Here is a 21,242-nt window from a genome sequence, read left to right as displayed (position 1 = left end):
TCAGCGCAAGCGCCGCACCGCCCACCAGCTTGCCCCGGCCATCAGCCCTGCCGTCGCCAGACACAGCGGCACACCGCCAATCTGATAGGATAGACCGGACAGAAGCGTGCCCAACAGCCGCCCCGCCGCGTTGGACATGTAGTAGAACCCCACATCCATCGTCACCCGCGCATCACTGGTGAAGGCCAGGATCAGATAGGAATGCACCGCCGAATTGATCGCAAAGACAAAGCCGAACAGCAACAGCCCCGCCACCAGACTGCCCGTCAGCCAAGCCGCTGGCGCCCCCGCCAGAAAGGCCAGCGCCGCCAGCGCCAGCGGGATCGGCACCAGCAGCCCCGCCCAGCGGATCGCTTGGCCCACGATCGCGGATTCAGGCCGCAGCGCCGCGCGCAGCAGACGCGGGGCGCTCGCCTGCACCGCGCCATAAGCGATGATCCACAGCGCCATGAACCCGCCGATCAGGAAAAACGCAGCCCGCGCCCCCTCGGGCGTTCCGTCCGACAGGACCGACTGGAAATAGATGGGGATACCCACGACGAACCACACATCCCGCGCCCCAAACAGGAACATCCGCGCCAGCGACAGCCGGTTGATGCGGGCATCCTTGGACCAGACCTGCGAAAACTTCGCCTCTTTCTTGCCCGCAGGCAGGCCCGCCGGCATGAACAGCATCACCGCCGTCAGGATCACGGCCAGCACGCCCGCCATGGCCCAGACCGCAGGCACGAACCCGACCAGCCCCAAGAGCGCCGCGCCAATGAAAAAGCCCAATCCCTTGACCGCGTTCTTCGATCCGGTCAGCAGCGCCACCCAACGGAAGAGCCCCCCATCCGCCTTGGGGGCCAAGACCTTGACCGCCGATTTCGACGCCATCTTGGACAGGTCCTTGGCCACGCCCGACGCCCCCTGCACCGCCATGACAAACGCGACCGAGGCCGCCACCGTCCATGTCGGGTCCAACTGCGCCAGCGCCGCCAGCGCCACGATCTGAATGCCCAGCCCCGCATAAAGCGTTGCCGTCAGCCCGAACCGCGCGGCAATCCAGCCCGCCGACAGGTTGGTGACGATCCCCGCCACCTCATACAACAGGAAAAGCCAGGCCAGTTGCACCGGGCTGAACCCCAACCCGTTGAAATGCAGCAGCACCAGCATCCGCAGCGCGCCATCCGACAGCATGAAGGCCCAATAGGCCGCCGTCACCGCCGCATAGGCGCGCAAGGCGCTGGGTGCGGCTGCGCTCACATCGCCCCCGCAACCATGCGGGCAATATCGGCCATCCGGCAGGTATAGCCCCACTCGTTGTCATACCACGCGTAAACCTTCACCTGCGTGCCATTGACCACCATGGTCGAGGGCGCGTCGATAATGGCCGAGCGCGGGTCGCCGCGATAATCGCAGGACACCAGCGGACGCTCCTCATAGCCCAGAATTCCCTTCAGATCGCCCTCGGCGGCGGCCTTGAACAAGCCGTTCACCTCTTCCACCGTGGTCGCCCGCTCCATCTCGAACACCGCATCGGTGATCGAGGCATTGAGCAGCGGCACCCGCACCGCATGGCCGTTCAAACGGCCTTTCAGTTCCGGGTAAATCAGCGTGATCGCCGTGGCACTTCCGGTCGTCGTGGGGATCAGGTTCATCAAGGCCGACCGCGCGCGGCGCATGTCCTTGGCGGGCCTGTCCACGATGGTCTGCGTATTTGTCACATCGTGAATTGTCGTGATTGATCCGTGCTTTATACCCAGCGCCTCACGCAGCACCTTCACAACCGGAGCCAGGCAATTCGTCGTGCAACTGGCCGCCGTGATCAGGTGATGCTGCCCCGGATCATAGAGGTGATGGTTCACGCCGTAGACAAGGTTCAACGCCCCGCCATCCTTGACGGGCGAAGAGACGATCACCTTCTTGACCCCCGCCGCATAGTAAGGCGCCACCTTCTCGGCGGTCTTGAACACGCCCGTGCAATCCAGCACCAGATCGACGCCCAGCGCCGCCAGCGGCAGATCCTCGATCCGCTTGTGAGCTGTCACCTGCATCCGCTGCCCGTTCAGGGTCAGGCTATCGGTGTCAAAAGCGATATCCCCGCGCCAGCGGCCATGCACGGAATCGAACTCCATCAGCAGCGCATGCTGATCGGGGCGTCCCGCCGGATCGTTCAGCAGGACAATCTGCCCCTGCGCGGGGTCATCCGCCAGCGCCCGCAGCAGCAATTTTCCGATGCGGCCAAAGCCGTTCAGCGCAATACGGGTCATGCGGATATTCCCTTGTGATTGGCATCCTGGCCAATGTCATCAATGCGTTTTTGCAGGCTGATCCGATCCAGCTCGGCCATGGGCAAGGCGACAAAGGCCGCGATACGGCGGCGCATGGCGTCAAATGCTGTGGCAAAGGCCAGCGCCTGCTCCGCCTCGGTCCCGGTCTCCTTGACCGGGTCGGGGATGCCCCAATGCGCGCTCAGCGGATGGCCGGGCCAGGGCGGGCACTCCTCCGATGCCGCGCGGTCGCAGACCGTAAAGACGAAATCCATCACCGGCGCGCCCTCGCCCTCGAATTCCGACAGGTCCTTGGACCGCAGCGCGTCGGTGGCGAACCCGGCCCGGTCCAGCAGGGCAATCGCACGTGGATGCGGCACCCCGCGCGGGATGGTGCCAGCGGAAAAGGCGCGGAAACGCCCCTGCCCCAGCTCGTTCAACAGCGCCTCGGCAAAGATCGAGCGCGCGGAATTGCTGGTGCAGATGAACAATACGTTGAACATCCTCGTCTCCTGTCCTGTGTGTGATAACATCTCGGCCCCCGGAAGATGGGCGCAGATCTCGGGCCGCCCCCGGCAGCAATCATCGACCAGAAATGTAACAAGTTGCCCGGCGCGCTCCAGATCGACGCTGTAGAAAATCGACCGCCCCTGACGGGTCGCGCGGATCAGCCCCGCCCGTTCCAGATCAGCCAGATGGTGCGAGAGGGTATTCTGTTTGAGATCAAGCGCGTCCGCGATCTCGGTCGGACGCACGCCCTGCGGCATGTGCCGCATCAGAAGGCGGAACACAGACAACCGCCCGGCATGGCCGAGGGTCGCAAAAGCGGAAATGGCGAGGTTTGTATCCATATTTCCTGAATACCGGAAATATGGATACAGTCAAGCCGAGTCGTGGCGAAATCAATACGGCAAAGGATGCGCCCGGTGCAGCGCGTCGATCCGCGCCGCCAGCCCTTCGGGCAGGGTCATCCCCGCACCCGCCAACACATGATCCAACTGATCCTGCGTGCTGGCCCCGAAGATCACAGACGTCATGAAAGGCCGCCCCGCCGCCCAGGCCAGCGCCATATGAACCGGGTCGATCCCGAACTCTGTCGCCAGATCCAGATAGGCTTGCACCGCGACAAAGGCGCGATCCGTGATCCGCCCGCCCAGATCCGGCGTGCGCGACCGGCGTGACCCGTCAGGCACCACACCCCCCTGATACTTGCCCGTCAGCAGCCCCGCCGCCAATGGCGAGAACGCCAAAAGCCCCACATCCTCATTCGCCGCCACCTCGGCCAGATCGGTGTCGAACATCCGGCACATCAGCGAATATTCGTTCTGGATCGAGGCGACACGCGGCCAGCCCCGCGCATCCGCGATCCGCGCCCATTGGGTCGTGCCCCATGCGCTTTCATTCGACAGGCCGAAATGACGGATATTGCCCTTCTCGACCTCACGCTGAAGCGCCTCCAGCGTGTCTTCCATATGGGCGATGGTCTCGGCCCGGTTCTGGGATGAAGGATCATAGCCCCAGTTGCGCCGGAACATATACGATCCGCGATTGGGCCAGTGAAACTGGTAAAGGTCGATCACATCGGTTTTCAACCGCTTCAATGATCCTTCCACCGCCCCCGGAATCGTGGCCGATGTGATGGGCGCGCCGTCGCGCACATGGGCCATCCCCTCGCCCGTGTGCTTGGTGGCCAGGATATACTCGCCCCGCCGCCCCCGGTTGGCCGCCTGCCAGTTGCCGATGACCTCTTCGGTCAGACCGATGGTTTCCTTGGCCACCGGGTTCACCGGATACATCTCGGCGGTGTCGATGAAGTTGATCCCCGCCGCCAGCGCCGTCTCGATCTGGCGATGGGCCTCGGCCTCGGGTGTCTGGGTGCCATAGGTCATCGTGCCAAGGCACAGCTCGCTCACCATCAGGCCAGTGCGGCCCAGCGGATTCATCTTCATCGGATCGGTCTCCTTCATACGTGATCGCGGCGGAACCTAACCTGTTTTCAGGCTGCGTCACCCCCGAAAAGGGATTTGGAACAAATCAGGAACATGCTAGACTGACACCATGACGATTCCCCTCAACCCCACCCTTCTGACCCGCGCCCCGCAGCGTGACCGCCCGGCCCTGATGCTGACCGGCGACATCCGCCTGACGCTGGCCCGCCTGCACGAAGCCTGCGGCCCCGCCCGGCGCAGCTTTGCCATCTGGCTGGCGGGCGCGGTGCAGCGCCAAGGCCCCGGCCCGGTGATCTGGATCGCCCCGCGCCACCTGCCCGACCGGCCCAACCCGGATGGGATGGTGGGGCTGGCCCGGCCCGAAGGCTTTCTGCATCTGTCCCCCAAACGCCCCGAAGACCTGCTCTGGTGCATGGAGGAATGCTTGCGCAGCGGTGCCGCCCCTCTTGTCGTGGCCGACCTGCCCGCGCCCCCCGGCCTGACACCTGTGCGTCGCCTGCATCTGGCCGCCGAAACAGGGGCCGCTGAAGGGGCCTTCGCCCCCCTTGGCCTGATCCTGACGCCCGAGGATGGCGGCGCGCAGGGGGTGGAGTCCCGCTGGCACATGGCCCCCGCCCACCGGCCCGACCGGCAAGGCTGGACCCTGCGCCGCCTGCGCGCACGGCAAGACCCGCCCCGCGACTGGCAATTGCACGGCCCCACTCATGCCGCAACCGGACCGATCCGGGCCGCAGTTGCATGAAGAGTATTTGAAGAACGATGAAGGGCGCACGCCCCGCCCCTTCATCCTTCCCCAAATACTCAGGCAACAGCCCGCAAAACATGCCAAGCCCTCTTGCCATCCCCGGCCGGATGGGCAGGACTGGCCCCATGCGCCTGATGATCTCCTTTGCGGCCCTGTTTCTGTCTGTGATCCTGCTCCAGCTCTCGACCGGGGGCGTGGGGCCGCTGGATGCGTTGTCGGGCATCACGCTGGATTTCACCAACGCGCAGATCGGCCTGCTGGGCTCGGCGCATTTCTTCGGCTTCTTCATCGGCTGCTGGTGGGCCCCGCGCCTGATGGGGACCATCGGCCATTCGCGCGCCTTCGCCGCCTTCACCGCGGCGGGGGCCATCGGCCTGCTTGCCCATATGCTGGTGATCGACGCCTATGCCTGGGCGCTGATGCGGGTGGCCTCCGGCCTCTGCGTGGCGGGGTGCTACACGGTGATCGAGGCCTGGTTGCAGGCCAAGCTGACCAACGAGACACGCGGCCGCGCCATGGGCACCTACCGCGTGGTCGATATGGGCGCGTCACTGGTGGCACAGATGCTGATCTCGGTGCTGGAGCCGGCCTCTTACGTCTCCTACAACCTGCTCGCCCTCCTGTGCTGCGCCGCCCTGCTGCCCATCACCCTGACCCGCACCGCCGAGCCTGAAACCCCCGACGCCCTGCGCCTGCGCCCGATGCTGGCCGTGACCCGCTCGCCGCTGGCCGCCGCGGGGGTGGTGGTGGCGGCGCTGTCCAGCGCCTCCTTCCGCATGGTCGGTCCCGTCTACGGCCAGGAGGTCGGCCTCGCCGTCGATCAGATCGCCTGGTTCCTGTCGGCCTTCGTCGCGGGCGGGGCGCTGGCGCAATATCCCGTGGGCTGGCTGGCCGATAAATACGACCGCCGCTGGGTCCTGATCTGGCTCTCCATCGCCTCCATCGCCAGCTCTGCGCTGACGGCGCTCACGGGGGATCTGGGCACCGCAGGCGTGCTTTTGACCGCGACGCTGTTCGGGGCCACGACCTTCCCGATCTATTCCGTCGCCGCCGCCCATGCCCATGATTTCGCCGATGCCTCGGAACGGGTCGAGCTTTCCGCCGCCCTCATGTTCTTCTTCGCGCTCGGCGCAATTGCCGCCCCCCTCATGGCCTCGACCCTGATCGAGGTTTACGGCCCCTCCGCCATGTTCGTCATGATCGGCGCAGGCCATGGCGTGCTGGTGATCTTCGGCCTGATCCGCATGCGCATGCGCCCCAGCGCGCGCACCCGCACCCGCTATGTCTGGGCCCCGCGCACCTCTTTCCTGATCGGGCGGCTGACCGGGCGCGCCCGCGACGAGGACTGACACGCACGCCCCGCTGGAACCCCGGCCCACCTTGCGCTAAGGAAGGGCCGAACCGCACAAAGGCTTGATGACATGGCACGGCATCTGATCACCTCGGCGATCCCTTACATCAACGGGATCAAGCATCTGGGCAACCTCGTGGGCAGCCAGTTGCCCGCCGATCTTTATGCCCGCTATCAGCGCGGGCGCGGCAACGAGGTGTTGTTCCTCTGCGCCACCGACGAACACGGCACCCCCGCCGAACTGGCCGCCGCCAAGGCGGGCAAGCCCGTTGCCGATTACTGCGCCGAAATGCACACCGTCCAGGCTGAAATCGCGCGCGGCTTTCGCCTCAGCTTCGATCACTTCGGCCGCTCCTCCAGCCCGCAGAACCACAAGCTGACCCAGCATTTCGCAGGCCGTCTGGCCGAGGCCGGGCTGATCCGCGAAGTGTCCGAGACGCAGATCTATTCAAAGGCCGATGGCCGCTTCCTGCCCGACCGCTATATCGAGGGCACCTGTCCCAATTGCGGCTTCGAGAGCGCGCGCGGCGATCAATGCGACAACTGCACCAAGCAGCTTGACCCGGTGGACCTGATCAACCCGCGCTCGACCATCTCCGGCTCCACCGATCTGGAACAGCGCGCGACCAAGCACCTCTATCTTCGTCAAAGCGAGATGCGCCAGCAGCTTCAGGACTGGATCGACAGCAAGACCGACTGGCCGATCCTGACCACCTCGATCGCCAAGAAATGGCTCAACGATGGTGACGGCTTGCAGGACCGTGGCATCACGCGCGATCTGGACTGGGGAATCCCGGTGAAAAAGGGCGATCAGGACTGGCCGGGGATGGAGGGCAAGGTCTTCTATGTCTGGTTCGATGCGCCCATCGAATACATCGCCTGCGGCGCCGAATGGGCGCGCGCCCAAGGGCTGGACGACAGCGCATGGGAACGCTGGTGGCGCACGGACAAGGGCGCCGAAGACGTCACCTATACCCAGTTCATGGGCAAGGACAACGTCCCCTTCCATACCCTGTCTTTCCCCGCCACCATCCTTGGTTCGGGCGAGCCGTGGAAGCTGGTCGACTACATCAAATCCTTCAACTACCTCAATTACGACGGCGGCCAGTTCAGCACCTCACGCGGGCGCGGCGTCTTCATGGATCAGGCCCTCGCCATCCTGCCGGCCGATTACTGGCGCTGGTGGCTTCTGTCCCATGCCCCCGAGTCCTCGGATGCCGAGTTCACATGGGAGAATTTCCAGGCTTCCGTGAACAAGGACCTGGCCGACGTTCTGGGCAATTTCGTCAGCCGCATCACCAAATTCTGCCGGTCGAAATTCGGCGAGACCGTCCCCGCAGGCGGCGAGATCGGCCCGCAGGAAACCGCCCTGATCGACGCCCTGACCACCCGCCTGCGCGCCTATGAAACTTTCATGGACGAGATGGAGGTGCGCAAATCCGCGCAGGAACTCCGCGCGATCTGGGTGCTGGGCAATGAATACCTGCAATCCGCCGCGCCTTGGGTCACGATCAAGGAAGATGCCGACCGCGCCGCCATGCAGACGCGCCTCGGCCTGAACCTGATCCGGCTTTACGCCGTGCTGTCAGCCCCCTTCATCCCCGATGCAAGTGCCGCGATGCTTGGCGCGATGCAGGCGCAAGACGCCACATGGCCCGAAGGCGATCTGGGCGCATGGCTGACCGCCCTGCCCGCAGGCCATGCCTTCACCGTGCCCGAGGTGCTTTTCACCAAGATCACCGATGAGCAGCGCGAGGAATGGCAGACCCGCTTCGCCGGCATCCGAACCTGAAAAAGGCAGGCTGAAAAGCCCGCCCCCATTCATCTTGCCATAAATACTCGCCGGGGGTCCGGGGGCAGCATGCCCCCGGCGCAACCTCACGTCTTGAACACCCGGTAGATTGCCGGGATCACCAGCACCGTCAGCAGGGTCGAACTGAACAGGCCGAACAGCAGCGACAGCGCCAGACCCTGAAAGATCGGGTCAGCCAGAATGACCGTCGCCCCGAACATCGCAGCCAGTGCGGTCAGCAGGATCGGCTTGAACCGGATCGCCCCTGCCTCCAGCAGGATATCCACCGGCGACTTGCCTGCCGGGTCCGTATGGCGGATGAAATCCACCAAGAGGATCGAGTTGCGCACGATGATCCCCGCCAGCGCGATGAACCCGATCATCGACGTGGCCGAAAATGGCGCGCCCCACAGCCAATGCCCGATCATGATGCCCAAAAACGTCAGCGGCACCGGCGTCAGCACCACCAAGGGCACCCGGAACGATCCGAACTGCGCCACCACCAGCACATAGATGCCCAGCAGCGCCACGCCAAAGGCCGCGCCCATGTCGCGGAAGGTGACCCATGTCACCTCCCATTCCCCATCCCACAGGATCGTGGGACGGCTGTCGTCAATCGGCTGGCCGTTCAGCAGGACCAAGGGTTTTTCCCCCTCGGCCCAGTCCATCGCGTCCAGCGCGCGGCCCACCTCGACGATGCCATACAAAGGCGCCTCGAACCGCCCGGCCAGTTCGGCCATCACCATCTCGGCGGGGCGGCCGTTGCGGCGGAAGATCGGATAGGACATCACCTCCTCTTCGATCCGCAGGACATCGCCCAGTTCCACCACACCGCGCGCACCGGGCAGGACGTTGGCGGGGATGGGCGTGGACAGGAACCGCTCATCCATCACCCGGTCCGACAGATCGCGCGCCACCGTGATCGGGATCGGGCGGCGGCCATCCTCGCGATGCGAATAGCCCACCGTCGTCTCGCCGTTCAGGATGCCGATCGTGTCGAACACATCCTGTTCCTGTACCGAAAAGAATTCCAGATCGTCGGGCGAGATCACGGCCCGCAAGCGGCGCGGCGGATTGCCGAAGCTGTCATCCACATCGACGATGAAATCCACGCTTTCAAAGGCGTCGCGCAACTTGCGCGCCGTCTCGCGCCGCGCCTCGGGCGTGGGCCCGTAAACCTCGGCCAACAGCGTCGCCATCACGGGCGGGCCGGGCGGTGGTTCGACCGTCTTGAGACTTGCCCCTTCCGGCAGGTCCAGCGCCTTCAGCGCCTCGCGCAGCTCCAGCGCAATCTCGTGACTCGACCGCGCACCATGGCCCACCTCGGACAGGTTGATCTGCACATCGCCCATATGCGGCTCGGCCCGCAGGAAGTAATGCCGCACCAGGCCGTTGAAATTGAACGGCGCGGATGTCCCGGCATAGGTCTGCACGCTGACGACCTCGTGCAGGCCCATCGCAACACGCGCCACCGATTGCGCCACGCCATCCGTCGCCTCGACCGACGTGCCCTCGGGCATGTCGATCACCACGGCCAGTTCCTTCTTGTTATCGAATGGCAGCAGCTTGACCGTCACATGCTGCGTATACAGCAAACCAAGCGAGCCAAAGGACAGCGCCGCGGTAACCAGCAGAAAGGTCAGGCTGCGCCCCTTGGTCGCCAGCACGGGCCGCGCGACGCGGGTGAACAAACGCCCCAGAAAGCCGCCATCCTCGCCACCATGCCCATGCATCGGGGCCTTGCCCGCGATCTTGACCATCAGCCAGGGCGTCACCATCACCGCAATGAAGAACGAAATGATCATCGCGGCCGAGGCCACCGCCGGAATGGGGCTCATATAGGGGCCCATAAGCCCCGACACGAAGAGCATCGGCAGAAGTGCGGCCACCACCGTCAGCGTGGCCACAATCGTGGGATTGCCCACCTCGGCCACCGCGTCAATCGCGCGGGTCACGCGGTCGCGGTCGTCCTTCATCCCCCAATGGCGGGCGATATTCTCGATCACCACGATGGCGTCATCCACCAGAATCCCGATCGAGAAGATCAGCGCGAACAGAGACACCCGGTTCAGCGTATAGCCCATGATCCACGCGCCAAAGAGCGTGAGCAGGATCGTCACCGGAATGACCACCGCCACCACGATGCTTTCGCGCCAGCCGATCGCCACCAGCGTCAGCACGATGATCGACAAGGTCGCCAGAAACAGCTTGAGCAGCAGCGTATCTGCTTTCTCCTTGGCCGTTTCACCATAGTTGCGCGTGATCTCGACCGCCACGGAGTCCGGGATCAGCGTCTCTTGCAGCGCGGCGGTGCGCCCCAGTATCTCCTCGGCCACCACCACGGCATTGGACCCGGCCCGCTTGGCAAAAGCCAGCGTCACGGCAGGGCTGCGCGTGATTGTGCCATCTTCGGCACGGGTCACATGGGCAACGATCCGGTCGGACATGTCGGGCACAAATTCGATCGCCGCCACATCGCCCACATAGACGGGCCGCCCGTCCCGCGTGGTCAGAAGCAGCCCCGCGATTTCTGCGGGTGCCGTCAGGCTTTGCCCCGCCACCAGCCCGATCTGGTCGCCCCCGTCACGGATGCGCCCTGCATTCATCGTGCGGTTGGCCGATTGCACCTTGCCCGCCAGTTGTTGCAGCGTCACGCCATACAGCGCCATGCGTTCGGGATCGGGCGCGATGCGGATCGCCTCGTTCGCCTCGCCCACGATATAAGACAGGCCCACATCCTCGACCTTCGACAGATCGGCCCGCAATTCGCGCGCCAACCGCGTCAGGTCATTGGCGCTGACCTCGGCCCCTTCAGCGGCCGTCAGGGTCAGCGTCACGATCGCCACATCATCGATGCCCCGCCCGATGATCAGCGGCTCGGGAATACCAACGGGGATGCGGTCCATATTGGCCCGCACCTTTTCATGCACGCGCAGGATCGCCGCGTCCGAGGAGGTGCCCACGTTGAACCGTGCAGTGATCATCGCGCCGTCATCCATGGTCTGCGAATAGACATGCTCGACGTCGTTGATCGCCTTGACGATGGTCTCCATCGGTTCGGACACCAGCCGCACCGCATCCTCGGCCTTCAGCCCCGGTGCCTGCATCAGGATATTCACCATCGGCACCGAAATCTGCGGCTCTTCCTCGCGCGGGACAACCATCAGCGCGATCAGACCCATGGCCAGCGCCGCCAGCATGATCAGCGGGGTCAGGGGCGAGCGGATGAAACCCTTGGTCAGGTTCCCCGCGATGCCCAGAGACTGGGGTTTGTCGCTCATTTCACCACCACCGTTTCACCTTCCGTCAGACCCGACAGAACCTCGCGCATGACGGTGCCGTCCTGTTCATGCCGTTGGCCCAACATGACGGCCCGTTCGCCCTGATGCACACCCTCGACCGTCACGAAATCCAGACCGGCACGGGTGGTCACGGCGCTTTCCGGCACCAACAGCGCCTCACGCTGCCCCACGGCCAGCCGCACCAGAACGCGGGCATCGACAAAAGCCTCATCCAGCCCCTCGACCGCCACATCGGCAATCACGCGGCCATTCTCGATCTGCGGATAGACACGCGCCAGACGCCCCGTCGCCCCGTCGCCTGCGCCGTCGATCTCGATCGCATCGCCCTCATTCAGCGCACGGGCATGGCGTTCGGGAATGGCCAGACGCAGAAAGAACCCGCCGCCCCCGATGGTCGCCACCGCCTCGCCCGGCATGACGACAGCACCCGCTGCGGCGGGGACTGTCAGCACCAGGCCCGCAATCGGGGCCAGCACATCGCCCTCGGTCGCCTGCTGCTCGACGACCGAGCGTTCGGCGCGGGTCGCCTCGATCTGCCCGGTCAGCACATCCACCTGCGTGCGCAGCGCATCCAGCCGTTGCACCGTCGTGACGCCCCGCTGCAACAACGCCTCGCCACGCTCCAGTTCGCTCTGCGCGTTCTCCAACTGCGATTGCAGCGATTGCAATTGCGCGTCGACGGCGCGCAGGCGCAGGTCCAGCTTGTCATCGACCACGCGGGCCAGCACCTGCCCCGCCTCGACCCGGTCGCCTTCCACCGCGTTCAGAGACACCAGCGTGCCCCCCAGCCGCGCCCGGGCGGGCAATCGGGTCTGCGCCTCGATCTGGCCATAGACGGCTTTCCAATCGGTGACGGGCTGAGCGGTCACGGTCAGGGATTCGGCGAATGCCGCCGGTGAGAAGGCCAGAAAGCCAACCAGAGCAAAGACTTGCGCTTTCATTTGCGCCTCCATGAAAACCACGCGAACCCGCCGGGGATCGCCTTCATATTCCATATAGTGAATATTAGATTCCGGCACAATGGCTGACCAGATCAAAACCTGCATCTGGAACGCAACTTGCCGAAGCCGCTTTCACACCGGTCCGATGCTAGATTGCGGATCGACCCCGCGCCCTGACCCAGATCAAGGCGCGGGCGTTCCGCCATCGCCGCCATCGCCGCCCTTGTCGCGACCAAAGCGCTGGCGTGCCAAGGCAAAGGCGGACAGCCGCGCCTCGACCCGCGCATTGACGCTGCCCTCGGGCCATGTTCCATCCGCTCCACGCGCCCCCGCCGGAACCCCGGTCAAAAGCGTGATCCCCTCGTCGATGCGGGCCACGGGCAGAACACGAAACCGGCCCTCCGCCACAGCCTGCACCACATCGGGGCGCAGCATCAGATGCGGCACATTGGCGGCAGGGATCAGCACGCCCTGATCGCCTGTCAGCCCCCGGGCGGCACAGATGTCGAAAAACCCTTCGATCTTCTCATTCACCCCGCCAATCGCCTGCACCTGCCCGGCCTGATTGACCGACCCGGTCACGGCCAAACCCTGCCGGATCGGCAGGTCCGACAAGGCCGACAGCAACGCATATAGTTCCGCCGATGAGGCGCTGTCGCCATCCACCCCGCCATAGCTTTGCTCGAACACAAGGCTGGCATGCAGCGAGAACGGCACATCCTGCGCATAGGTGGCCGCCAGATAGCCCGACAGGATCAGCACACCTTTGGAATGCACCGGCCCGCCCAACTCCACTTCGCGCTCGATATCCACCAGTTTGCCCGCGCCCATCCGCATCCGCGCCGTGATCCGCGACGGACGCCCAAACCGGAACGTCCCGATCTGCGCCACGGAAAGCCCGTTGATCTGGCCCACCACCGCGCCATCCGTGTCGATCAGGATCGTGCCGCGCGTCACCGCCTCCTGCATCCGGTCACGGATGCGCGCGTTGCGATGCTCGGCCGCGACCAACGCCTTTTCGATATCCTCGACCGCAACCGGGGCGGCCTCGCCCTCGCAATCCAGCCTCGCACAGGCGTAATGTTCCGCCTCGCGCAGGATATCGGCCAGCGCGCCCAGATGCAGAGACAGCTTCTCGCTGTCCTCGGCGCGGCGCAAGGCTTCCTCCAGCAACCGGGCCACGGCGGCAGCATTCAACGGCCGCAACCCTTCACGCCGGATGAACGAGGCCAGAAGCCGCGAGAAAAGCACCGCATTCTCCGGCGTCAGCGCGAAATCCTCCTCGAAATCGGCCTGCAACTTGAAGAGTTCCGAAAAGTCCGGGTCCAGCATCACCAGAAGCGCGTAGAGCATCCGCTCGCCCACCAGCACCACGCGCACATCCAGCGGGATCGGATCCGGCTCCAGCGACAATGTCTGCACAAGGCTCAATCGCTCCGCCATCGACGTGATGGCGATGGTCCGATGTTGCAGGCTGCGCTTCAACGCCTCCCACGCGAAAGGCTCCGACAGGATACGCCGCGCGTCCAGCACCAGAAACCCGCCATTGGCCCGGTGCAGAGCGCCGGGGCGGATCAGGGTGAAATTCGTCATCAAGGCCCCCATCTGCGCGATATTCTCGATCCGCCCCACAAGACGGTTCAGGGTGGGAAGCTCCTCGGTCTCCAGCGGCGCGCCTGTGCCATCCTCGCCCGAATGGGACACCATGACATTGATGACATAGCGGCTGAACTGCGGCTCGCGATGCACCTTGCGGATCCCGGCGGGGAACGGCCCATCCCGCCCCTGAGCATGCGCCTCAAGGAACAACTCGGCGTTGCGGATCATGTCCTGCGCCACTTCGGTCAGGTAATGCTGCACGCTGTCGATACCCGCAAACTGCGCGCGCGCCTCGTGGATGCGCTGCTGCACTGCCTGTTCGGCCATGCTGGCATGCAGGGCGATGACACGCTGTCGATGCGCCCGCACCAAGGCGGGCGCGTCCTCCAGAATGGAGGTCAGCTCCTTCTGGAAACGGGCGATCTTTTCCTCGATCCGCGCCTGTTCCTCGGCGGGCAGCTTGTCGAACGCCTCCTTGTCGATCACCTCGCCCTCGCGGATCGCCGTGACCATAAAGCCGGTGGGCGTGCTCACCAGCCCCACATCCTCGGCCTTGGCCCTTGCGGCAAACTCCTGCATCCGGACCGACCCGGCCTCGGCGAAGTCATTCTCCAGCGCCTTGCGCCGCGCCTGATAGTCCTCGCCCTCGAACAGAGCGGGGATTTCCGCGCCCAGATCATCGACCAGATCCTCCATCTCGGCGCGCAACCGCTGCGCCTGCCCGGTGGGCAGTTTCAGCGCGCGGGGTTTCTGCTCATCCTCGAAATTGTTGACATAGGCCCAGTCGCAGGGCACGGGCCGCGCCGCCGCCTCCTGCGCCAGCACGCTTTGCACCGCACTGTGCCGCCCGGTGCCCGAAGGGCCGACCACGAACAGGTTGAAGCTGCGATGCCCGATCCCGGCGGCCAGCCGGATCGCCTGCATCGCACGGTCCTGCCCGATGAGGCTGTGCAACACCTCCAGCGACTCGGTCGTCTCGAACCCCAGCGTGGCCGGGTCGATGCGGCGGCGCAGGCGATCCGGCGCAAGTCCGCGCGGCAATGGTTCATCCCCCTGCATCAGCCCTCTCCCTCAGGCAGAGCATGTCGGACGCGCGACTGCGGGGCCAGACTGTCAAGGATCACGGCTGCGCCATCAAAGCGACCGAAACGCGAAACCACAGATGTTACCCTGCCATCCCATCCGAAAGCGCGGGCAATATCAACCTCTGCTTGAACGCAGATAAAGGATCTGCCGCAGAACGGTCGCGGCCGAGACCGTGCGCAGAATGTCACGGATCATCGCAGCATCCGCCACAAGACCCGTCCACCATCCCCGCTTGATCCCCTTGGCGGGACTGGCCACACCGGGCCAGGCCACGATGGCCACGCGCAGCCCGGCCGCCTTGATCCGCGTGTTCACAAACACCTCAAGCCCAAAGCGCGGCAGCGCCGCGATCTGCTCCAGACAGGGTGTCAGCATCGCCATCGGCAAGACCCGCTCGCCTGTGATGTAATCCACGCCCAGCCATTGCCACAGGCGCGGCGCATTGGCCCGCAGCGACAGCGTGACATCGGCCCGCCCCGCCTGCACAGGGGCGATCAGGCCGGACAGATGCCCGGCGCGCAACCCGGTCAGATCCGCATCCAGCAGCAGGACATGGCTGGTCATCACTTCGGCCAGACCCACCGCAATCGCTGCGGATTTCCCGCGATTGGGCGACAGGCGCAGAACAAAGGCCCCGGCTTTCTCCGCCACGGCGGCTGTCTCATCCGTCGATCCGTCATCGACCACGATCACCCGCGCAATCATCGGATGGTCCATCACGACGTCCAGCACCCCTGCGATGCGCGGCGCCTCGTTATGGGCAGGGATCAGGCAGGTGAGGCCCGCTGTCATGCAACGCTCCGTCTGCGACGGATCAGATAGCCTGCGCACAGCCCCAGCAGACACAGGACCAGCAACAGACTGCCCGCCAGCACCCAGTTGCCCACGCGGTTCGCGACACGGCCATAGAACCAGCCCAGCGCCATCAGAACCGCGACCTTGAGCAGCGTCGCGAGCAGGCTCAACCCCAGAAACCGGGCGAAGGGCATCCGCGCCATGCCAGCGGCCAGCAGCACGGCAAAGCCTGCCGCATGGGTCAGCTTGCCAAGGATCAGGATGCGCCCCCCCCTGACCCGAAAGGCCCGCAACAGGCGCGCCAGCCGCCGCCGCGTCACGCCAAGGGCCGACAACCAGGGCAAGGCCACCCGTGCGCGCCCCTGTCGCCCCAAGGAGTAGAGCATCACATCCCCCAACAGATCACTCAGCACCAGCACGACAAAGCTCAGCGGTGCCCCAAGCAACCCCAGCTTGACCAGATAGCCTGCCACGACCGACACCACAGGCCCCTCCAGCACGGCCAGCGGGGCGATGATGAACAGCCCGTAGTCGCGGATCAGGATGCCGATCTCGGCCTCGGTCATGCGGTCATGCCGCCGCCACCGGGCCAGTGACCGCCTGCGGCGCAAGCCGCGTGCCGCGCCAGTCGAACCCCCGCCGGGCATAGGTCGCTCCCCACAGGGCGGGCATCATCAGATCACGCAACAGCATCGCCACCACGCCCCGCCAGCCCAGCGGCCAGCCGGCCCGCCGCACCAGCCATGCCTCGGCCAGATACCACAGGGCCGCATAGCCAAGGCCAAGCGCCGCAGGCCCGCCAGACAGCACCACAGATGCAACGGCCATGGCAATGGGCACCACGCCGCCATTGAAGATCTCGCACAGGAACAACGCCGGAAAGGCATCGCGCCGCACCCGCCCCCAGCGCAACTGCCGCGCCCAGACCTGCGCCAAGGACCGCGTGCCGATGGGCTGCGCAAAGGGCAGCGGCACCAGCGTCACGCGCCGCCCCAGTCCACGAATGACCTGTGTCGCGGCCGCATCCTCGGCCAGCCGCCGCCCCAGCAGGCGCAACCCGCCCGCCGCCTCCAGCAAGGGCTTGTTGAAAAACAGCGTCTTACCCTGCGCGAACCCCATGCCCAGACTGTCCGCCGCATATTGCAGCACCGCCTGATTGCCATTCAGAAAGGCGCATTCCAAAGACCCGCCAAGCCCCTTGGCGCGAAGGCCCACGGGCGGTGCCGACACCAGCCCTGTCTCTGGCCCCCACGCGGCCACGACCCTTGACAGATAATCGCGCGGCAACAACAGGTTGCTGTCCGTCATGCAGATCCAGTCAGCCCCCGCCGCCTGCCAGCCCTTCCAGACATTGTTGAGCTTGGGATTGCCCGTCACACGGTCATCCCCCACCAGCAGCCGCGCGGGCACATGCGGATGTTCCGCCATCAGGCGACGGACCAGACCGATCACCGGATCATCGCGGGATTGCGCACAGAAAATCACCTCATAACGCGGGTAATCCTGCCGGAAGGATGACCGCAGCGTCTCGGTCTCGAACGGGTCCAGCCCGCAGACGGGCCGCAACAAGGTGACGAAAGGCTGACCGATCACGCCCTCCCCCGGCGCGACCGACCGCGCCAGCCGCCGCCAATACACCCCCAGCACCAGCAGATGCGCCACCATCAGAACCACCGCCCCAAGCGCCACAAGTCCCGCCGCGCTCATGCCAGACGCTCCACATCCAGCGCAGGCGCGGCGCTTCCCACATCGCCCGCGACCGCACGCGCCGATACAAGCTGGAGCGACCCGTCATGCCCCTCCGCCAAGGCCGTCATACTATCCAGCCAGTCGCCGCAATTGGCATAGATCATGCCATGCCGGTCGTGCAGATCCGCAATGTGGAAATGACCGCAGATCACCCCATCCGCCCCATGCGCGCGCGCCATGGCGATCAGCCGCCGCTCATGCCGCCGCCCGCGATAGAGCATGGCATTCACCCCGGCCAGCAGCGCCTCGATCGTGCTGCGCGCCTCGGGCGGCGTGCCGCGCCGCAGGCGCGACAGCCCCCGGTCCAGCCGCCGCAACAGATGGTCGATCCGGCTGCCCAGCCGCGTCATCCCATGCGAGCGCACGATCCGCGCATCCACCACATCGCCATGCAGGACCAGATAGCGGCGCTGATCCTTGCCGTGATGGATCAGCGCATCGACCGCCGCCACACCCAACCGCTTGTCGGCGGGGGCATCGTCCGGCTCAGGATCATGATTGCCGCGCAGATAGTGGATCACCGCCCCGCCTTGCTGCCGCGCGCGCAGATGGTGCAGCACCTGCTGCGCCTCATCCGTCCAATGCGGCAGAAGCGGCTGCCACAGATCCAGGATATCCCCCACCAGAACATAGGTCTCGGCCCTGTTGGCCTGCAGAAAGGACAGGATCAGATCGGCCCGGCTGCCCAAGGCCCCCAGATGCAGGTCTGACAGGAAAAGGGTTCTATGCAACCGCACCGGATCGCGCATGCCTGCTGCTCCTCGTCGTTTTGCGCGCAGCATCACCCGCCATCGCAACAGTCGGGTGACAGTTCTGCGACAAGGCAACGACATCCCGCAGCCTGCCAGCCGAGGCAACGCGCAAGGGGCCGATCTCATGGACCTTGACCGGAAAATGCGCTACCTGCATGGCAACGCACAGGGGCCGGTCCGCAGGATCACCCCCTGAGGATCGCGGAAAGGACCCATCTTGGACACCCTGTCACCTGTGGCGCTTGGCTTTCTGGGCAGCCTTGCAGCAGGTCTGATGACGGCAGCCGGTGCCATCCCGGTGCTGTTCGGGCGGGTCCCGTCACGGGCCAACCGGGATCTGCTGCTGGGATTTGCCGCCGGTGTCATGCTGGCGGCCTCGTTCTTTTCGCTGATCATTCCGGCCCTCGCCGCAGCAGAGGCGCGGCATGACAACGACGCCCTGCCCGCCGCCATCGTCTGCCTGTCCATCCTTCTGGGCATGGGGGCCGTCGCGCTTCTGAATGAACGCCTGCCGCACGAGCATTTCCGCAGCGGCCGCGAAGGGCCGGAGGCCGCATCCCTGCGCCGTGTCTGGCTGTTCATCTTCGCCATCACCATCCACAATGTCCCCGAAGGCCTGGCCGTGGGCGTGGGCTTCGGCGCGGGCGGGATGGAGGGCGGTCTGCCACTGGCCATCGGCATCGGCCTGCAGAACGCCCCCGAGGGGCTGGCCGTCGCCGTCGCCCTGCTGGGCGAGGGCTACAGCAGGCAGCGCGCCTGGGGGATCGCCGCCCTGACCGGCCTGGTCGAACCCGTCGGAGGGTTGCTGGGCGCCAGTGTCGTGCGGCTGTCGGAACCGCTGTTGCCTTGGGGTCTGGCCTTTGCCGCAGGCGCGATGCTCTATGTCATCAGCCACGAGATCATCCCCGAAACCCACCGCGCAGGCCACCAGAACCGCGCCACACTCGGCCTCGCCATCGGTCTTGTGCTGATGCTGTTTCTGGACGTCTGGCTGGGTTGAAATCCTGTCCCACTGGTGCCCGCGGCCGGATTCGAACCGGCACGGCCTTGCGGCCTGAAGATTTTAAGTCTCCTGTGTCTACCATTCCACCACGCGGGCGCGCGGGACAGGTGGGCGGACAATAGCCAATGACCGGGCGGTGTAAAGCGCAGGCGTGACGGATCACGCCTCGCCGCCGCCCCTGCCCGGCCCTGACTGAAGCGCGCTTGACGCAGCCGGCAAAACCTTCAATCGTGGCGGCATGTTTCCCATCCGTGATCACAACCCTTCGCAAAAGACGCCATATGTCACCTACGCGCTGATCGTGGTGAACGTGCTGGTCTTTGTCAGCTACTGGCCGCTCATGTCGGACGCGCGCGCGATCAATGCCTTCTTCGGCACCTATGCCATGATCCCAGCCCGCGTATCCGCCGGATCGGACTGGCTGACGCTCGTCACCTCGATGTTCCTGCATGGCGGGCTGATGCATCTGGGTGGCAACATGCTGTTTCTGTATATCTTCGGCGACAATCTGGAAGAAGAGCTGGGCCATACACGCTTCCTGGGATTCTACCTGCTCTGCGGCCTGCTGGCGGGGGCGGCGCATGTGATATCTGCCCCCGGATCGATGGTCCCGACGGTCGGCGCATCCGGGGCCATCGCGGGCGTGATGGGGGCCTATCTGCTGATGTTCCCAAAGGCGCGGGTGGATGTGCTGTTCATCTTCATCGTGTTCTTCAAGATCTTCCCCGTGCCGGCCTGGATCATGCTGGGCATCTGGTTCGGCCTGCAACTCTTCAATGGCGTGGGCGTCGATCCGCAGGCGGGCGGCGTGGCCTACTGGGCCCATGCGGGCGGCTTTCTGGTCGGGCTCGCGCTGATCGCGCCCCTGTGGCTCGCGCGCGGCGGCCCGGCCTACTGGAACCGCACCCAAGGCCATCCGCCCCACCCCGAGGCGCAGTATCGCATGGTGCGCAGCTCCATCCCGACAGCCGGGCGGCGCGTCAACGGCACGCCCCCGCCCCGGATCACCGACATCCCCCGCAGCGGGCGGCGGCGATGAGCGCGCCACACCGCCTGACCTGCCATTGCGGCGCGGTGGAACTCTCCGTCCACCTGTCCGACGGCCTTGCCACGGCGCGGCGCTGCGACTGTTCCTTCTGCCGCAGACGCGGGGCCATCGCGGTCTCTGCGCCGCTGGACGGAATCACGATTCTGAAAGGGGCGGACAACCTGACGCTCTATCGATGGGGCACGGGGGCGGCGAAACACTGGTTCTGCAAGACCTGCGGCATCTATACCCATCACCAGCGCCGGTCGAACCCCAACCAATTCGGCGTGAACGCCGCCTGTCTTGAGGGCGTGAACCCGCGTGATCTGGACCCTGTGCCATGGGTGGACGGGGTCAATCACCCCTCCGACCGCAAACCAGCTTAAGACGGGGTCATCTTCATGATGATGCAGGTCGTGGTGCCGGTGGCATAGAGCTTGCCATCCTCGATCCCCCGGATCTCGCCCTCGGCCACCCCGGTGGAGCGGCCCGCATGCTGCACCCGTCCCGTGGCACGCACCTGCATCCCGATGGGGATCGAGCGCAGGATGCTCACCTTGTATTCCAGCGTGGTATAGACCGAGCCCTTGGGCACCTTGGTCATCACGGCGCAGGCCATGCAACTGTCCAGCACCGTGCCATACCAGCCACCATGCACCGTGCCCATCGGGTTGGTATGTTCAAACAGCGGCGCGCCGACAAAGACGACCTCGCCATCCGCCACGCTGTCGGGCCAATAGTTCAGCGTGGCCCCGATGGGCGGTCCTGCCAATTGCCCGGCAAGCATGTCCTGCATGAACTCCAGCCCCGAACGCGAGAGCATCTCCTCGGGGCTGGCCAGCTCTTCCGGACGGGTGGCGATGCGACGATTGATCATGACGGCTCTCCCAGTTGCGCGA

General features: G+C 65.5%; 18 protein-coding genes and 1 tRNA gene. 6 read left to right on the top strand and 13 right to left on the bottom strand.

The features are described from left to right. Genes arsJ through PVW27_RS12980 form a run of 4 tightly spaced genes read right to left on the bottom strand, consistent with a single transcriptional unit; the run spans nt 1 to nt 4,201 of the window. Nucleotides 1–1,245 (bottom strand): organoarsenical effux MFS transporter ArsJ, encoded by a 1,245-nt coding sequence (gene arsJ, locus PVW27_RS12995; RefSeq protein ID WP_274558350.1) that lies wholly within the window; start codon nt 1,243–1,245, stop codon nt 1–3. Further along, the gene (locus PVW27_RS12990; RefSeq protein ID WP_274558349.1) at nt 1,242–2,252 is read right to left on the bottom strand and encodes an ArsJ-associated glyceraldehyde-3-phosphate dehydrogenase; all 1,011 of its coding nucleotides are present in this window, start codon (nt 2,250–2,252) and stop codon (nt 1,242–1,244) included. Before PVW27_RS12990 ends, arsJ begins: the two co-directional genes overlap by 4 nt. Further along, complete coding sequence (locus tag PVW27_RS12985; protein ID WP_274558347.1) at nt 2,249–3,103, bottom strand: metalloregulator ArsR/SmtB family transcription factor; 855 nt, start codon at nt 3,101–3,103, stop codon at nt 2,249–2,251. The genes PVW27_RS12990 and PVW27_RS12985 overlap by 4 nt, the downstream gene beginning before the upstream one ends. Nucleotides 3,104–3,154: 51 nt before the next feature. Next, nucleotides 3,155–4,201, bottom strand: coding sequence for an aldo/keto reductase (locus tag PVW27_RS12980; protein ID WP_274558345.1), 1,047 nt, complete (start codon nt 4,199–4,201; stop codon nt 3,155–3,157). A gap of 109 nt (nt 4,202–4,310) precedes the next feature. Here PVW27_RS12980 and PVW27_RS12975 point away from each other — a divergent pair, with 109 nt between their 5' ends. The 3 genes from PVW27_RS12975 to metG all read left to right on the top strand — a co-directional run bounded on the left by PVW27_RS12975 (nt 4,311) and on the right by metG (nt 8,089). Then, nucleotides 4,311–4,943 carry an ImuA family protein gene (locus tag PVW27_RS12975; RefSeq protein WP_274558343.1) on the top strand — a complete coding sequence of 211 codons (633 nt, stop codon included), beginning with the start codon at nt 4,311–4,313 and terminating at the stop codon, nt 4,941–4,943. Nucleotides 4,944–5,071: 128 nt separating this feature from the next. Further along, the gene (locus tag PVW27_RS12970; RefSeq protein WP_274558341.1) at nt 5,072–6,295 is read left to right on the top strand and encodes an MFS transporter; all 1,224 of its coding nucleotides are present in this window, start codon (nt 5,072–5,074) and stop codon (nt 6,293–6,295) included. 72 nt (nt 6,296–6,367) lie between these two features. Beyond that, entirely contained in the window at nt 6,368–8,089 is a 1,722-nt protein-coding gene (gene metG, locus PVW27_RS12965; RefSeq protein WP_274558339.1) for a methionine--tRNA ligase, read from the top strand. A gap of 86 nt (nt 8,090–8,175) precedes the next feature. On the opposite strand, the gene PVW27_RS12960 is transcribed toward metG, so the two are convergent. From PVW27_RS12960 to PVW27_RS12930, 7 genes are all read right to left on the bottom strand, one after another. Further along, the gene (locus PVW27_RS12960) at nt 8,176–11,370 is read right to left on the bottom strand and encodes an efflux RND transporter permease subunit (protein WP_274558337.1); all 3,195 of its coding nucleotides are present in this window, start codon (nt 11,368–11,370) and stop codon (nt 8,176–8,178) included. Then, complete coding sequence (locus PVW27_RS12955) at nt 11,367–12,332, bottom strand: efflux RND transporter periplasmic adaptor subunit (RefSeq protein ID WP_274558335.1); 966 nt, start codon at nt 12,330–12,332, stop codon at nt 11,367–11,369. Before PVW27_RS12955 ends, PVW27_RS12960 begins: the two co-directional genes overlap by 4 nt. Before the next feature lie 183 nt (nt 12,333–12,515). Then, on the bottom strand, nt 12,516–14,990 hold the full coding sequence (locus PVW27_RS12950) for a Lon protease family protein (RefSeq protein ID WP_274558333.1): 2,475 nt from the start codon (nt 14,988–14,990) through the stop codon (nt 12,516–12,518). A gap of 141 nt (nt 14,991–15,131) precedes the next feature. Further along, the gene (locus PVW27_RS12945; protein WP_274558332.1) at nt 15,132–15,809 is read right to left on the bottom strand and encodes a glycosyltransferase family 2 protein; all 678 of its coding nucleotides are present in this window, start codon (nt 15,807–15,809) and stop codon (nt 15,132–15,134) included. Next, entirely contained in the window at nt 15,806–16,378 is a 573-nt protein-coding gene (locus PVW27_RS12940; protein ID WP_274558331.1) for a DedA family protein, read from the bottom strand. Before PVW27_RS12940 ends, PVW27_RS12945 begins: the two co-directional genes overlap by 4 nt. A 4-nt stretch (nt 16,379–16,382) precedes the next feature. Continuing rightward, nucleotides 16,383–17,519, bottom strand: a complete 1,137-nt coding sequence (locus PVW27_RS12935; protein ID WP_274558330.1) for a ceramide glucosyltransferase — start codon at nt 17,517–17,519, stop codon at nt 16,383–16,385. Further along, nucleotides 17,516–18,310 carry a UDP-2,3-diacylglucosamine diphosphatase gene (locus tag PVW27_RS12930; protein WP_274558328.1) on the bottom strand — a complete coding sequence of 265 codons (795 nt, stop codon included), beginning with the start codon at nt 18,308–18,310 and terminating at the stop codon, nt 17,516–17,518. The genes PVW27_RS12935 and PVW27_RS12930 overlap by 4 nt, the downstream gene beginning before the upstream one ends. A 220-nt stretch (nt 18,311–18,530) precedes the next feature. Here PVW27_RS12930 and PVW27_RS12925 point away from each other — a divergent pair, with 220 nt between their 5' ends. Continuing rightward, nucleotides 18,531–19,313 (top strand): ZIP family metal transporter, encoded by a 783-nt coding sequence (locus tag PVW27_RS12925; protein ID WP_274558326.1) that lies wholly within the window; start codon nt 18,531–18,533, stop codon nt 19,311–19,313. A 13-nt stretch (nt 19,314–19,326) separates the two neighbouring features. Here the strand turns inward: PVW27_RS12925 and PVW27_RS12920 are convergent. Continuing rightward, nucleotides 19,327–19,412: transfer RNA gene (locus PVW27_RS12920), tRNA-Leu, on the bottom strand. 142 nt (nt 19,413–19,554) lie between these two features. Here PVW27_RS12920 and PVW27_RS12915 point away from each other — a divergent pair. Together PVW27_RS12915 and PVW27_RS12910 are read left to right on the top strand one after the other, a co-directional pair. Continuing rightward, nucleotides 19,555–20,355 carry a rhomboid family intramembrane serine protease gene (locus tag PVW27_RS12915; RefSeq protein WP_274558325.1) on the top strand — a complete coding sequence of 267 codons (801 nt, stop codon included), beginning with the start codon at nt 19,555–19,557 and terminating at the stop codon, nt 20,353–20,355. Beyond that, a complete protein-coding gene (locus PVW27_RS12910; RefSeq protein ID WP_274558323.1) occupies nt 20,352–20,729 on the top strand; it encodes a GFA family protein in 378 nt (125 codons plus the stop codon). Before PVW27_RS12915 ends, PVW27_RS12910 begins: the two co-directional genes overlap by 4 nt. On the opposite strand, the gene PVW27_RS12905 is transcribed toward PVW27_RS12910, so the two are convergent. After that, nucleotides 20,726–21,220 (bottom strand): PaaI family thioesterase, encoded by a 495-nt coding sequence (locus tag PVW27_RS12905; protein ID WP_274558321.1) that lies wholly within the window; start codon nt 21,218–21,220, stop codon nt 20,726–20,728. The two genes, PVW27_RS12910 and PVW27_RS12905, sit on opposite strands and share 4 nt — an antisense overlap. Between the last annotated feature and the right edge of the window lie 22 nt (nt 21,221–21,242).

It is taken from the genome of Seohaeicola sp. 4SK31 (genome assembly GCF_028802875.1).
GTDB lineage: Bacteria > Pseudomonadota > Alphaproteobacteria > Rhodobacterales > Rhodobacteraceae > Seohaeicola.
The sequence above is the reverse complement of the archived record's forward strand: the minus strand, read 5'-3'. Positions and strand labels throughout refer to the sequence as shown.

Bases quoted from the DNA above. Each gene is read 5' to 3' on its own strand.
- PVW27_RS12990 (WP_274558349.1), bottom strand. From the start codon at position 2,252: ATGACCCGTATTGCGCTGAACGGCTTTGGCCGCATCGGAAAATTGCTG.
- PVW27_RS12985 (WP_274558347.1), bottom strand. From the start codon at position 3,103: ATGGATACAAACCTCGCCATTTCCGCTTTTGCGACCCTCGGCCATGCC.
- PVW27_RS12980 (WP_274558345.1), bottom strand. From the start codon at position 4,201: ATGAAGATGAATCCGCTGGGCCGCACTGGCCTGATGGTGAGCGAGCTG.
- PVW27_RS12975 (WP_274558343.1), top strand. From the start codon at position 4,311: ATGACGATTCCCCTCAACCCCACCCTTCTGACCCGCGCCCCGCAGCGT.
- PVW27_RS12970 (WP_274558341.1), top strand. From the start codon at position 5,072: ATGCGCCTGATGATCTCCTTTGCGGCCCTGTTTCTGTCTGTGATCCTG.
- metG (WP_274558339.1), top strand. From the start codon at position 6,368: ATGGCACGGCATCTGATCACCTCGGCGATCCCTTACATCAACGGGATC.
- PVW27_RS12960 (WP_274558337.1), bottom strand. From the start codon at position 11,370: ATGAGCGACAAACCCCAGTCTCTGGGCATCGCGGGGAACCTGACCAAG.
- PVW27_RS12955 (WP_274558335.1), bottom strand. From the start codon at position 12,332: ATGAAAGCGCAAGTCTTTGCTCTGGTTGGCTTTCTGGCCTTCTCACCG.
- PVW27_RS12950 (WP_274558333.1), bottom strand. From the start codon at position 14,990: ATGCAGGGGGATGAACCATTGCCGCGCGGACTTGCGCCGGATCGCCTG.
- PVW27_RS12945 (WP_274558332.1), bottom strand. From the start codon at position 15,809: ATGACAGCGGGCCTCACCTGCCTGATCCCTGCCCATAACGAGGCGCCG.
- PVW27_RS12940 (WP_274558331.1), bottom strand. From the start codon at position 16,378: ATGACCGAGGCCGAGATCGGCATCCTGATCCGCGACTACGGGCTGTTC.
- PVW27_RS12935 (WP_274558330.1), bottom strand. From the start codon at position 17,519: ATGAGCGCGGCGGGACTTGTGGCGCTTGGGGCGGTGGTTCTGATGGTG.
- PVW27_RS12930 (WP_274558328.1), bottom strand. From the start codon at position 18,310: ATGCGCGATCCGGTGCGGTTGCATAGAACCCTTTTCCTGTCAGACCTG.
- PVW27_RS12915 (WP_274558325.1), top strand. From the start codon at position 19,555: ATGTTTCCCATCCGTGATCACAACCCTTCGCAAAAGACGCCATATGTC.
- PVW27_RS12910 (WP_274558323.1), top strand. From the start codon at position 20,352: ATGAGCGCGCCACACCGCCTGACCTGCCATTGCGGCGCGGTGGAACTC.
- PVW27_RS12905 (WP_274558321.1), bottom strand. From the start codon at position 21,220: ATGATCAATCGTCGCATCGCCACCCGTCCGGAAGAGCTGGCCAGCCCC.